The organism is Streptomyces sp. NPDC055013 (assembly GCF_053608645.1).
The window spans coordinates 1-13,481 of the sequence record NZ_JBSGVW010000012.1; the positions used below are offsets into that span (position 1 = coordinate 1).

10 protein-coding genes are annotated in these 13,481 nt (G+C 70.2%); 3 read left to right on the forward strand and 7 right to left on the reverse strand.

Going from position 1 to position 13,481, the window contains the following annotated elements; genetic code table 11:
• Positions 1-61: 61 nt before the first annotated feature.
• The 7 genes from gap to ACWGDB_RS17275 form a co-directional block, all read right to left on the reverse strand.
• Entirely contained in the window at positions 62-1,069 is a 1,008-nt protein-coding gene (gene gap / locus ACWGDB_RS17245; RefSeq protein ID WP_369270310.1) for a type I glyceraldehyde-3-phosphate dehydrogenase, read from the reverse strand.
• Between the two features lie 229 nt (positions 1,070-1,298).
• Complete coding sequence (locus ACWGDB_RS17250) at positions 1,299-4,253, reverse strand: M14 family zinc carboxypeptidase (protein WP_453823196.1); 2,955 nt, start codon at positions 4,251-4,253, stop codon at positions 1,299-1,301.
• 151 nt (positions 4,254-4,404) lie between these two features.
• Positions 4,405-5,394, reverse strand: coding sequence for a DNA-binding protein WhiA (gene whiA / locus ACWGDB_RS17255; protein ID WP_383597055.1), 990 nt, complete (start codon positions 5,392-5,394; stop codon positions 4,405-4,407).
• Positions 5,385-6,452 carry a gluconeogenesis factor YvcK family protein gene (locus ACWGDB_RS17260; RefSeq protein ID WP_453823197.1) on the reverse strand — a complete coding sequence of 356 codons (1,068 nt, stop codon included), beginning with the start codon at positions 6,450-6,452 and terminating at the stop codon, positions 5,385-5,387. The genes whiA and ACWGDB_RS17260 overlap by 10 nt, the downstream gene beginning before the upstream one ends.
• Complete coding sequence (gene rapZ, locus ACWGDB_RS17265) at positions 6,449-7,465, reverse strand: RNase adapter RapZ (protein WP_453823198.1); 1,017 nt, start codon at positions 7,463-7,465, stop codon at positions 6,449-6,451. The genes ACWGDB_RS17260 and rapZ overlap by 4 nt, the downstream gene beginning before the upstream one ends.
• Positions 7,462-9,594 (reverse strand): excinuclease ABC subunit UvrC, encoded by a 2,133-nt coding sequence (uvrC, locus tag ACWGDB_RS17270; protein WP_453823199.1) that lies wholly within the window; start codon positions 9,592-9,594, stop codon positions 7,462-7,464. Before uvrC ends, rapZ begins: the two co-directional genes overlap by 4 nt.
• A gap of 3 nt (positions 9,595-9,597) precedes the next feature.
• Positions 9,598-9,960, reverse strand: coding sequence for a hypothetical protein (locus tag ACWGDB_RS17275; protein WP_453823200.1), 363 nt, complete (start codon positions 9,958-9,960; stop codon positions 9,598-9,600).
• A gap of 315 nt (positions 9,961-10,275) precedes the next feature.
• Here ACWGDB_RS17275 and ACWGDB_RS17280 point away from each other — a divergent pair, with 315 nt between their 5' ends.
• The 3 genes from ACWGDB_RS17280 (at position 10,276) to ACWGDB_RS17290 (ending at position 13,459) form a co-directional block, all read left to right on the forward strand.
• Positions 10,276-11,232, forward strand: a complete 957-nt coding sequence (locus ACWGDB_RS17280; protein ID WP_453823201.1) for a hypothetical protein — start codon at positions 10,276-10,278, stop codon at positions 11,230-11,232.
• Between the two features lie 179 nt (positions 11,233-11,411).
• Positions 11,412-12,551, forward strand: a complete 1,140-nt coding sequence (locus ACWGDB_RS17285) for a LacI family DNA-binding transcriptional regulator (RefSeq protein ID WP_453823202.1) — start codon at positions 11,412-11,414, stop codon at positions 12,549-12,551.
• Positions 12,548-13,459, forward strand: a complete 912-nt coding sequence (locus ACWGDB_RS17290) for a carbohydrate kinase family protein (RefSeq protein WP_453823203.1) — start codon at positions 12,548-12,550, stop codon at positions 13,457-13,459. Before ACWGDB_RS17285 ends, ACWGDB_RS17290 begins: the two co-directional genes overlap by 4 nt.
• Positions 13,460-13,481 lie beyond the last annotated feature (22 nt).

A 13,481-nucleotide genomic window follows, 5' to 3' on the forward strand; every position in this document is an offset into this window, starting at 1 on the left:
CAGGCGCGTCCCTGCGCCGCCCGAGCCCTGCTCTCACATCAATGCGCCTGCTCTGGATATATCAGAGCTGGTTGCCGACGAAGACCGTGAGGTCGACGAGGCGGTTGGAGTAGCCCCACTCGTTGTCGTACCAGCCCAGGATCTTCACCGAGGTGCCCTCCTGGACCATGGTCAGGGAGGAGTCGAAGGTGCAGGACGACGGGTCGCTGACGATGTCCGAGGAGACGATCTCGTCCTCGGTGTAGGACAGGTAGCCCTGCAGCTCACCCTCGGCGGCCTTCTTGAACGCCGCGTTGACCTCGTCCTTGGTGACCTCGCGCGACAGCTCCACGACCAGGTCGGTGGCCGAGCCGGTCGGGACCGGGACACGCATCGCGATGCCGTCCAGCTTGCCCTTGAGCTGCGGCAGGACCAGGGCGGTGGCCTTGGCGGCACCGGTCGTGGTCGGGATGATGTTCTCCGCGGCGGCACGGGCGCGGCGCAGGTCCTTGTGCGGGAAGTCCAGGATGCGCTGGTCGTTGGTGTACGCGTGCACCGTCGTCATCAGACCCTTGACGATGCCGAAGTTCTCGTCGAGGACCTTGGCCATCGGCGCCACACAGTTGGTGGTGCAGGAGGCGTTGGAGATGACGTGGTGGTTCGCCGGGTCGTACTTGTTCTCGTTGACGCCCATCACGATGGTGATGTCCTCGTCCTTGGCCGGAGCCGAGATGAGGACCTTCTTGGCGCCGCCGGCGAGGTGCTTGGCGGCGTCGTCCTTCTTGGTGAAGATGCCGGTCGACTCGATGACGATGTCGACGCCCAGCTCACCCCAGGGGATGTCGGCCGGGTTGCGCTCGGACAGCACCTTGATGGTGTGGCCGTCGACGGTGATCGTGTCGGCGGTGTGGGTGACCTCGTGCTTGAGCCGACCCAGGATGGTGTCGTACTTCAGCAGGTGAGCCGTGGTCGCGGTGTCACCCAGGTCGTTGACAGCCACGATTTCGATGTCAGCACCCTGCTCCAGCAGCGCGCGGAAGTAGTTGCGACCGATACGACCGAAGCCGTTGATGCCTACGCGGATCGTCACGAACCGATCTCCTCGTTGGTACGCCGGCCATGCGGTGCCGGCGAGCTCTGTTTGGGATGTCCCCGACCGCCTACGACCCTACCTCCCTGGGACCTCCGTGGTGACATCCAGATGCCTCATACACGGCACGGCGGTCCGTACCCGCCAGTAGGGGTACGGACCGCCCCGCCCGGAAGCCGGGATCACTCGATTTGGTCACTGTGCGTTGTGCACGGTTGACCTCGGCGTGTCACTCGTCAAGTGAGTCGAGGGCCTTTCCGATGAGCGCCGTTCGATCGGCCGGCGCGGCGACGTGTTCCAGGCCGAAGCCCAGCAGCACCGTGTCGTCCGTGGTGATCGCACCGTATGTCTGGAACAGCGCCCCGGTGCGCGCCCAGTCCTTGAGGACGGCCGGACTGCCCGCGGGCGGTCCGGTCACGCTCCAGGCACCGAGCGACGTCTCGAAGTCCTCGGTCCCGGTGGCCGTGCCGCCGACGACGAGCGCGGCCTGGTCGGCAAGGACGCCGCGACCGCCGAAGCCCGGGTCGGAGACATAGCTGATCGAGATCTCGACCGAGTTGCCGGCATACGCGCTCAGGTCGAACTCCACCTGCTTCCAGCCCGCGGAGGCGCCGGTGAGGGCGTTCCACTGACCGCTGGTGCCGGACGCGGTGCAGCCTGCGGCAGACTGCGTCAGGTAGTGCTTGAGCCAGGGGTGCTCGGCCATGTAGAAGCCGGCCTCGCACTCCGCCGGCACGGCGTTGCTGCCGGCGCCGTTCTTCTCCGGGAGTGTCGTCCAGTCCTCGGCCCCGGTGGTGTGGGCCTCGATCAGGACGTTGTCGTAGCCGGGCTCGACGTCCCACAGCAATTGGGTGCGCAGGGTCGGCTGCTGTGCCGCGGTCACACCGGTGAGGTCGACGGTCCTGGAGAGCCGCTTGTAGGCGTCGTCGGTGTGCACGGCGGCCGCCATCCACGAACCCGCGTAGGGGCCGTACGGGTTGACCGTTCCGGCGAACTGGCCCGCGCCCGCGCTGGCGAACTGCGGGTAGGTGTCGACGGCCAGCTGGTCCGAAGTGACGCTGTAACTCCCGGCCTTGTCCAACGGGTTGCCGGTGGCGTCGCCGAGCGCTCCGGTGAAGCCGCCGAGCTCGCCGGAACCGGTGAAGCCGGTGGCGCCGGGGAGCGATGTACGGGAGTAGGCGCCCAGGTAGTACTGGCTGAAGTCGTTCGACAGGGTGCCGCCGCCGAGGTCGACGTTGCCACCGGCCTGCTCGCCCGCCTCCATCAGCTTGCCGCCCTCGTTGAGGTAGGCACGCAGCTGGAGCTGGGTGGCGTTACCGGGGACGTTCGCGCCGGTGTGGTGGACGACCGTGTCGAAGTGACCGAGCACGCCGAACGCGTCGGGCGCGCCCTGAGTGGCGACGTCCCAGACGATCGCCCGGTGACCGTTGGCCTTGAGCGCGTCGACGTACTTCTGCGCGTGGGCGGCGGTGGCGCCTTCTTCCGCGACCACGAGGACGTCCGCGCGCGGCCGTTCGGCCACGGTGTACGTGAAGTGCTCGCTGGAGACCTTCTTTCCGCTCCTGGTCTCGCCGGTGAACCACACCTCGACCTTGTCGCCCCGGTCGCCGTCGGCGACCTTGGCGCGGTACTCGTCGAAGTAGAGGTTGTCCTCACCGCCGTACGTCTCGCCGCCCTTCCAGGGCCTGAGTGCCATGTCGTGCGTACGGCCGCCGTTGACGCGGTACTTGAGCTCCTTGTCGCGCACGGACTTGCGTACGACGACGGAGACCTCCTGGTCGGCGCCGCGGGAGTACGACGTGGTGAAGGGGGCCGGGGTGAAGTCGGCGGCCTTCAGGCCGAGCGAGGAGGACGGCTGGTCGGGGTGCGCGGCGGACTCGGCGACGGAGAGCGCGAACGGGACGTTCTTGGCGAACTCCTGCTGGATCAGCTTCTCGTCGTCCGGGAAGTTGAAGACCGACTGGCAGTCCCTGGCGTTCCACTGGTCGTTCGGGTCGATGTTCGACGCGGTCTGGCAGGTCGACATCTCGGGCGTGAACATCGCGATGCCGTTGACGTTCGAGGCGTGGCCGTCCGTCTCGCCGTTCGTCGTGTAGAGCTCCGAGGAGACCTGCGGGTGGTAGCCCGGGATCGCGGGGTTGTCCGGCGTGCCGGCGAGGGCCTTGTAGAGGACGTCGTCCGGGGTGTTGGTGGCCACCTGCCAGCCGACCCCGTACAGGATCAGTTCGGCGGCGGAGTGGTAGTTGATGCCGTAGTCGAAGCCGATCCGGCGCTCCAAGCCATCCAGCGCCTTCGTCTCCGGCTCGGAGCCCGGGGCGGCGCCACGGTAGGTCTCGCTGGTGGGGTTCGGGGACGAACCCTCGTCGTCGTAACCCCACTTGTAGGGGAAGTTACGGTTGAGGTCGACGCCGTCGCCGGTGCTGATGGCACCGTCGCCGTTGATGTCGCGCAGGTTCTTGCGCCACAGGCGGGTGCTGGAGTCCCGGAAGGTGTAGTCGTAGCCGTCGGGGTTGGCCGAGAGGACGAACCACAGCTCGGTCGAGTCGACGATCTTCTTGACGCGCTTGTCCGTCCTGTAGTTGTCCAGGTAGTGGTGCATCAGGCGCCGGGTCATCTCCGGCGTGATCCACTCGCGCGCGTGCTGGTTGGACGCGTACAGGACGGAGGGCTTGGAGCCGTCCTTCGACTTCTTGGCGTTCTTGGTGAGCTTGAGCGCCAGGATGTCCTGGCCGCCCACCGTCTTGCCGATGGAGACGACCTTGGTGAGGCCGGGGTTCTCCTGCCCCGTCCGGACGATCTCCTCCTTGAGCCCCCCGCTACCGCTGTACGGGCGGTACACGCCCTCCGCGGCCTTGTCGGTACGGGCCTCGGCACTGGCGGAGAGCTCGTGCTCGGTGAGCTCGACGCCCTGCTTCTCCAGCTTCTCGGCCTGGTCGTCGGTGAGGTAGACCTCGACGGTGGCCTTGCCCTTCTCGGGCGCCTGCTCACTGAGTTCGTGGCCGTCCTGGCCGGCCGCCAGCAGCAGGGGTACCTGCTTCTTGGTGACTTCGGCGCGGAAGACCTTGACTTCGCTCGGGTCGCTATCTTGTGAACTTCCCGGTTGTGCCTGGGCGATCGGTGCGATACTCGCTCCGCCTATCAGGAGCGCACCGGCAGCGAGGATCGATCTCGCTCTGGGTCTCATGAACCCCCCTAGCAGTGTTTCGCCACAGTGACGAATGACTGCCAGGCTCATGCCACATCACGGTCCCGTCAAGAGTGCCGCAAAGACTGACAAATACCGGTGCCGACCTCCCAAGTGGACGTCGGCACCGGCTGGTTGATGATCCCTCACCTCACCCGACGAGGTTGTCCGCCAGCTCCTCGGAGAGGTTCGCCTCCGTGCCCGGGATGCCCAGGTCCTGGGCCCGCTTGTCGGCCATGGCCAGCAGTCGGCGGATACGGCCGGCGACGGCGTCCTTCGTCAGCGGCGGGTCGGCGAGGGCGCCCAGCTCTTCGAGGGAGGCCTGCTTGTGGTCCATGCGCAGCCGGCCGGCGGCCGCGAGGTGCTCGGGGACCTCCTCGCCGAGGATCTCCAGGGCCCGCTGGACACGGGCGCCGGCGGCGACGGCCGCACGGGCGGAGCGGCGGAGGTTGGCGTCGTCGAAGTTGGCGAGACGGTTCGCCGTGGCGCGCACCTCGCGGCGCATCCGGCGCTCCTCCCAGGCCAGCACGGACTCGTGCGCACCGAGGCGGGTCAGCAGGGCGCCGATCGCGTCGCCGTCCCGGACGACCACGCGGTCCACGCCGCGCACCTCGCGGGCCTTCGCCGCGATCGACAGCCGACGGGCCGCGCCGACCAGGGCGAGCGCGGCCTCGGGGCCCGGGCAGGTCACTTCCAGGGAGGAGGAGCGGCCGGGCTCGGTGAGTGAACCGTGCGCCAGGAACGCACCGCGCCAGGCCGCCTCGGCGTCACAGGTGGCCCCGGAGACCACCTGCGGGGGCAGGCCGCGGATCGGGCGGCCCCGGCCGTCGACCAGACCGGTCTGCCGGGCCAGCTGGTCACCGCCGGCGACCACCCGTACGACGTAGCGCGAACCGCGGCGCAGTCCGCCCGGCGCCATCACGATCAGCTCGGAGCTGTGCCCGAAGATCTCCAGGATGTCCCGCTTGAGCCGGCGCGCCGCCATCGCGGTGTCCAGCTCCGCCTCGATCACAATGCGCCCGCTCACCAGATGGAGGCCGCCGGCGAACCGCAGAATGGCGGAGACCTCCGCCTTCCTGCAGCAGGTCCGGGTGACGGGGAGCCGGGAGATCTCATCCTTCACCGCTGCCGTCATCGCCATGGGCCGATCCTTCCATGCATCCGAAAAATACGGTCGTACGCGGCGGCGAGCAGCTCCGGGTCGTGCCGGGGCGTCCCGTCCGTCCGGGCCACCGGGGCCAGCTCGACCGCGGCGCCGAGCCGCTTGGCCGCCTCGGTGAGCACATCGCGGTCGGGCACGGCAGCCTCGTCGGCCAGCACCACGTCCAGGGCGAGTTTAGGGGCGTGTCGTCCCAAAACCTCCAAATGACGCTGCGGTGAGAAGCCTTCGGTTTCTCCCGGCTGCGGCGCGAGGTTCAGGGAGAGTACCCGGCGCGCCTTCGTCTCGGTGACGGCGTCCAGGAGTTCCGGCACGAGCAGGTGCGGGATGACCGAGGAGAACCAGGACCCCGGGCCGAGCACCACCCAGTCCGCGTCCCGGACGGCGGCGACGGCCTCCGGAACGGCGGGCGGGTCGTGCGGCACCACGTGTACCGACTGCACCTCGCCGCAGGTGAGGGCGACGTTCGCCTGCCCGCGGACGGTGTCGACCTCCTCGGGTCGGTCCGGGTCGTGCCCCTTGACCAGGGCCTGCAGCTCCAGCGGCACGGCGGACATGGGCAGCACCCGCCCGTGCGCGCCGAGCAGCTTGCCGACCAGGTCGAGGGCCTGGACATGGTCGCCGAGCTGCTCCCACAGGGCGACGATCAGGAGGTTGCCGACCGCGTGGTCGTGCAGGTCGCCCTTGGAGTGGAAGCGGTGCTGGATGACGCGGGACCAGGTCTGGCCCCAGTCGTCGTCGCCGCACAGCGCGGCCAGCGCCTTGCGCAGGTCGCCGGGCGGCAGCACGCCCAGCTCGTCACGCAGGCGCCCGCTGGAGCCGCCGTCGTCCGCCACGGTGACCACGGCGGTGAGATCGCCGGTGATCCGGCGCAGCGCGGCGAGCGAGGCGGACAGGCCCATGCCGCCGCCGAGGGCGACGACCTTGGGCTGAGCGCCCCGGCGGCGTGGCCTGGCGCCACGGGCCTCGGCGGGTCGGGCGGCGCGTGACTCGGGCACCGCCCGGCGCAGCCTGCCCAGCCGCGGTGTACGTCCCGTCATTCCCGTCCCATGTCCCGGTGTACGACCACCGTCTCCACGCCCTGGGAGGCGAGGCGGGCGGCGAGCTTTTCGGAGGTGGCGACCGAGCGGTGCTTGCCGCCGGTGCAGCCGACCGCAATGGTCACGTACCGCTTGCCCTCACGGCGGTATCCGGCCGCGATGAGCTGGAGCAGCTCGGAGTAGCGGTCGATGAACTCCTTCGCGCCCGGCTGGTTGAAGACGTACGCCGCCACCTCCTCATTGAGGCCGGTGAAGGGGCGCAGCTCCGGGACCCAGTGCGGGTTGGGCAGGAAGCGCATGTCCACGACCAGGTCGGCGTCGACCGGGAGGCCGTACTTGAAGCCGAAGGACATGACCGTGGCCCGCAGCTCGGGCTCCTCGTCGCCGGCGAACTGGGCGTCCATCTTGGCCCGCAGCTCGTGCACGTTGAGGCTGGAGGTGTCGATCACCAGGTCGGCGTCACCGCGCAGCTCGCGCAGCAGCTCGCGCTCGGCGGCGATGCCGTCGACGATGCGGCCGTCGCCCTGGAGGGGGTGCGGACGGCGCACCGACTCGAAGCGGCGCACGAGGGCGTCGTCCGAGGACTCCAGGAAGACGATCCGGCGTGTCACACCCCGGGTGTCGAGGTCGGACAGCGACTCACGGAGGTTGTCGAAGAAGCGGCGGCCACGGACGTCGACGACCACCGCGATCCGCGCCACGTTGCCCTGGGAGCGGGCGCCGAGTTCCACCATGGTGGGGATCAGCGCCGGCGGGAGGTTGTCGACGACGAACCAGCCGAGGTCCTCCAGACACTTGGCGGCCGTCGAGCGGCCGGCCCCGGACATGCCGGAGATGATCACCAGCTCGGGGATGGCCGCCTCGGGGACCCCGGCTGCGTCGACGCCCGTACTCACCTGTGCTCCGTCGTCCTGGTTTGCGTCCTTCCGGGTGAGATCCTCGCCGTCCTTCCTGTGCGTGTCCTGAGCCTGTTGATCTCGCTCACCTGTGGGCTGTGTCTCGTGCTCGCTCATCTCTCCTGCCCCCGTCGTTCGTCCGGGGCGCCCGCGGACACGGGCTCCCCCGAGGTCTCCGCCGTCGTATCGGATTCCTCGTCTTCCATGATCTCTCCAGTCGCCGTGTTCACGGCGGGTGCGGCCGGGGCCGCCTGGGCGAAGGCGATGGCGATCGCCTCCGCCGTCTTGCGACCTATGCCCGGAACCTCGCAGATCTGGTCGATTGTCGCGGATCGCAGCCTCTTCACCGAACCGAAGTGCTTGATCAGCGCCTGTTTGCGGGTCTCACCGAGGCCGGGGACGTCGTCCAGCGGGCTGGACCGGAAACGCTTGGCGCGCTTGGCGCGCTGATAGGTGATCGCGAAGCGGTGCGCCTCGTCCCGGACGCGCTGGAGGAGATAGAGGCCCTCGCTGGTGCGGGGCAGGACGACCGGGTCGTCCTCGCCGGGCAGCCAGACCTCCTCCAGGCGCTTGGCGAGGCCGCAGACGGCGATGTCGTCGATGCCGAGCTCGTCCAGGGCCCGCTGGGCGGCCGCGACCTGCGGCCGTCCGCCGTCGACGACGACGAGCTGCGGCGGGTAGGCGAAGCGCTTGGGTCGGCCGTCGTCCTCCTTGAGGCTGTTGCCCCGGCCGTCGGTGACGTCGTCGTCGAGGCCGTCGGCGATGGGCGCGGCGGAGGTGTCGGTGAGGGGGCCGGTCGACGTGTCGCCGAGGCTGTTCTCACCGTCGGCCCACTCGCCCGTCTTCTCCTTCTCGGCGAGATAGCGCCTGAAGCGGCGGGTGATCACCTCGTGCATGGAGCGGACGTCGTCCTGGCCTTCGAAGCCCTTGATCTGGAAGCGGCGGTACTCGCTCTTGCGCTGCAGCCCGTCCTCGAAGACGACCATGGAGGCCACGACGTCGTCGCCCTGGAGGTGGGAGATGTCGTAGCACTCGATCCTGAGCGGGGCGCTGTCCAGCTCGAGGGCGTCAGAGATCTCTTCCAGGGCACGCGAGCGCGTGGTCAGGTCGGAGGCGCGCTTGGTCTTGTGCAGGACGAGCGCCTGCTGGGCGTTGCGCTCCACCGTCTCCATGAGGGCCCGCTTGTCGCCTCGCTGCGGGATGCGCAGCGAGACGCCCGAGCCGCGCCGGCCGGTCAGCCACTCCTGCACGGGCTCCACCGGGTCGGGCAGGGCCGGGACGAGGACCTCCTTGGGCACGGCGTCCCCGGTCTCCTCGCCGTAGAGCTGCTGGAGCGCGTGCTCGACGAGGGCGCCGGTGGTGATCTCCTCGACCTTGTCGGTCACCCAGCCGCGCTGGCCGCGCACCCGGCCGCCGCGGACGTGGAAGATCTGCACGGCCGCCTCGAGCTCGTCCTCGGCGACCGCGATGAGGTCGGCGTCGGTCGCGTCGGCGAGCACGACCGCGTTCTTCTCCATGGCCTTCTTCAGGGCCTCGATGTCGTCGCGCAGGCGGGCGGCCCGCTCGTACGCCATCTCGTCGGCCGCCTCCGTCATCTGCTTCTCCAGACGGCGCAGATAGGTGCTCGTGCGGCCGGTCATGAAGTCGCAGAACTCGTCGGCCAGTTCGCGGTGCTCCTCGGCGGAGACGCGGTCCACGCAGGGGGCGGAGCACTTGCCGATGTAGCCGAGCAGGCAGGGGCGGCCGGTGCGGCGGGCGTTCTTGAAGACGCCGGCCGAGCAGGTGCGCACAGGGAAGACGCGCAGCAGGAGGTCGACGGTGTCGCGGATCGCCCACGCGTGCGCGTACGGCCCGAAATACCTGACGCCCTTCTTCTTGTGACCGCGCATCACCTGCACGCGCGGGAACTCCTCGTTCATCGTCACCGCGAGGTACGGGTAGCTCTTGTCGTCGCGGTACTTGACGTTGAACCGGGGGTCGTACTCCTTGATCCAGGAGTACTCCAGCTGCAGGGCCTCGACCTCCGTGGACACCACTGTCCATTCCACGGACGCGGCCGTGGTGACCATCGAGCGGGTGCGCGGATGCAGGCCGGCGAGATCCTGGAAGTAGTTCGCCAGGCGCTGGCGCAGGCTCTTCGCCTTTCCGACGTAGATCACCCGGCGGTGCTCGTCACGGAACCTGTACACCCCGGGAGAGTCCGGGATCTGTCCCGGCTTGGGGCGGTAGCTGGAGGGGTCGGCCATGTCTCACACCCTACTGGCGCCCGCTGACACTCCGGCGAGGCTGTGGATAACCGGCCCGGCCGGTCGGCGGGACTCCAGGAAGGCGAGAACGGCCAGGACACGGCGGTGGTCGGCGCCGGCCCCCGGGAGCCGCGGCCCCGCCGGACCGACCGGTGGATCACCCTCGGCTGCGCGGTCCGCTTCACCGGCGTACGTGCGGTCCGTCCCACTGGCGTACATGCGGTCCGCCTCACTGGCGTACGTGACGACGAGCACACCGGTGCCGTGCGCGCGGAGGGCCGCCGTCGGCGTGAACGGACGGGAGGCCCTGGCCGCGGCACTCTCGCGGGGCAGGGCCGAAGGCGGAGCCGGGACCTGGTGAGCCAACGCGCCGACGTGGCCCCGTGCTGGTCACCGGGCCGAAACTCCGCCCGAGTGGGCAACACCAGGACCAACACAAGGACCGGCACGGCGACTTGAGAGGGCGGGACGGGCGGCGGCGTCGGGACTCGGCCAGGGTGCGCAGCTGTTGGGCGGCAGGTGTTGTCGGGACTGGGTCAACACGCTTCAATGCGGTGGAACTCGGGGCCCTGAACGACGGCGTACGGATGTGTAGACCCCCGCCACGCCGACGGGGTGGCCCCGACGATCCGCGCGACCGGTCTGACCAACCGTTGTGAACAGCCACAGAAAGGCCCCTGCATGCCGCACGCCACTCAGCACGCGGACGTCCCCACCGTCGCCGCCGCGGAACTGGACACGGCCCTGCGAGGCGGCCCCTTCCACGTGGCCCTGCGTGCGGCGATTGCCGCCCGGGGACTGCCGCTGCAGCGGGTGCAGCACCATCTGTCCCGTCGTGGGGTGAGGGTCGGCGTCACCAGCCTGAGCTACTGGCAGCAGGGGGCCCGTCGACCGCAGCGCCCCGAGTCACTGCGTGCGGTGCGGGCGTTGGAGGAGATACTCCAGCTGCCGGAGGAGTCCCTGATCCGGCTGCTCGCCGAGGCCGACGACCACTCCTCCCTCCAGCAGCCGGCGGCCCGCTCCTACCGCTCCCTCGTGGAGGCCTCGGGCGTCCTGGAACAGCTGCTGGCCGAACTGGACTGCCCGACCGACGGCGGCCTGCACACCCTCGCCCACCACGAGCGGGTACACATCGGGGGGCGCCGCGAACTGGCTGGGCGCGAGTCGCACCACATCGTGCGCGCCCACCGGGACGGTGTGGACCGCTTCGTCGCCGTCCACCACGGCGACCCGGGCTGTGTGCCGGAGCGCATGACAGTGCACGCCGTGGAGAACTGCCGTACGGGGCGCGTCCGTTGGCACCACGACACCGGCGTCCTGGTGACGGAGCTGCTCTTCGGTACCCGCCTGCGGGCGGGCGACACGTACCTCTTCCGTTACGGCGTCGAGGACGGCACGGCCGACGTGTCCCGCGAGTACGCCCGGGGCTTCCCGCTCGCGGGCGGCCAGTACGCCCTGCAGGTCCGGTTCGCCGAGAACGCCCTCCCGGTCCGCTGTCACCGGTTCTCCCAGCACTCGGCGGCAGCGCCGCGCAGCGGCCGTCAGGGGCTGGCCCTCAGCGGGCTGCACCGGTCCGTCCACCTGGTGGAGCCTCGGGTGCGGTCGGGGATCGTGGGCATCGGGTGGGAGTGGGAGTGAGCTGAGGCGTCTCCCAGCCCGTCGGCCGGGCTCGCCGGGCCCAGGCTCTTCGTGGAGGGGACGTAAACGATTGCGCAAGCGTTTACGTGCGGCGCCGAATGGGATACGTTCCCCGCCAGAACCCCGCGGCGCGCGGGTCGCGTGTCCCAGGGAGGGGCCGGCACAGGGAGGGGATCGTGATGGCAACCATGGCCGACGTCGCGCGGAGCGCCGGCGTGTCCGTGGCGACCGTCTCGCACGTGCTGAACGGCACCCGGCCGGTGCTGCCCCACACCCGCCAGGCGGTGCTGGACGCCATGGACGAGCTCGGCTACACGCCCAACACCCTCGCCCGTTCCCTCGTGACCTCTCGCACCCGGTCCATCGGGCTCGCGGTGTCGGCGATCAGCAACCCCTACTTCACCGAGATACTCCAGGGCGTCGAAGCGGGCGCCCTGGAACACGGCTACAGCCTTCTCATCGCCGACCCGCACGACGATCCCGTGCATGAACGCAAGGTCGTCCAGCTCCTGCACGAGCGCCGGGTGGACGGCATGATCGTCGCTCCTTCCGCCGAACCTCACGAGCTCCTCGCCTATCTCGGGCGCCACAAGGTGCCGACCGTCCTTCTCGACCGTGTGGTCGACGCCCCGGCGGACGGCGCGACGGGGTTCGACCAGGTCTGCGCCGACAGCGCCGCACCCATGGCCCGGCTGGTCACCCATCTCGCCGACCTCGGCCACCGTCGGATCGGCCTGGTCGCCGGCCTGCCGGGGCTCAGCACCACCAGCGAGCGGCTGACCGGCTACCGCGACGGTCTGACGGCGGCCGGGCTCGCGTACGACAAGCGCCTCGTCGTGCACGGCGACTCCGAGTCGGCCGCAGCCGAACGGGCCACCGCCGCGCTGCTGTCCCTCGCCGCGCCGCCCACCGCGCTCGTCACCGCCAACAACGCGATGACCATCGGTGCCCTTAGCGCCCTGCGTGACCACGGCCTGTCCGTGCCCGACGACATCGCGTTGTGCTGCTTCGACGACTTCGCCTGGGCCGACCTGTTCTCGCCCAGGCTCACCGCGATAGCCCAGCCCAGCAGGGACATCGGCGCTCAGGCCGTCCGCGTGCTCCTGGACCGCCTCGCCTCACCCGACGGGCCCGCCCGGACCGTGCGTCTCCCCTGCGCCTTCGTGCATCGCACCTCGTGCGGGTGCGCCGAAGAGCCGGGGCGGTCCGGGAGGTCCGCGAGGGGCGAGAAATCCGCGAGGTCCGAGGGCACCGCCAAGCCCCCGACTCCCGACAGCCCCGAACAGCCCCTGACGTCCGTGAAAGGAACCGTCTCGTGATCGTCGTCGCCGGTGAGGCCCTGATCGACCTGGTACCGCAGGGCACGGGCGCCCTCGCGAGCCTGAACCCGGCGCTCGGCGGCGGCCCCTACAACACCGCCGTGTCCCTCGGCCGCCTCGGCTCCCCCACCGCCTTCTGTTCCCGAACGTCCTATGACGCCTTCGGCGAGGCCCTGCTCGACGGGCTGCGGGCGGCCGGAGTGGACGTGTCGGCCGTGCAGCGCGGTATGGAGCCGACCACGCTCGCGGTCGCCACCATCGACACCAAGGGCTCTGCCGCCTACTCCTTCTATGTCGACGGCACCGCCGACCGGCTCTTCACGGCGGCTGCGGAGCTGCCAGCGGGAACCCGCGCTGTGTCCTTCGGTACATGTTCGCTCGTCCTGGAACCGGGAGCGAGCGCCTATGAGGAGCTGATGCGCAGCGCTGCCTCGCAAGGGATGTTCACCGCGCTCGACCCGAATATCCGGGCCGGGCTGATCCCCGACCCGGATGGATATCGGGCCCGGTTCAAGAGCTGGCTGCCGTCGGTGTCGCTGCTGAAGCTCTCCGAGGAGGACGCGCTGTGGCTGGGCGGCACACCGCGCGAGTGGCTGGCCGCGGGGCCTTCGGCCGTCGTGATCACTCGGGGCGGTGAGGGGCTGACCGCCTTCACGCGGGACGGCGCCGAGCACTCCGTGGCGGGTGAGGAGGTCGACGTCGTGGACACGATAGGTGCGGGCGACACCGTGAACGCGGCCCTGCTGCACGGCCTGGCCGCCCAGGACGCCTTGTCCGCCGAGGCGCTCGCGGGTCTGGGCGCCGACGGCTGGACACGGCTGTTGCGGTTCGCGACGCGGGCTGCCGCGATCACCTGTTCCCGGGCGGGCGCCGAGCCGCCGTATGCCTCTGAAGTGGGGGACTTCTGAGGGGCGTTCCGCTACGCGGCGT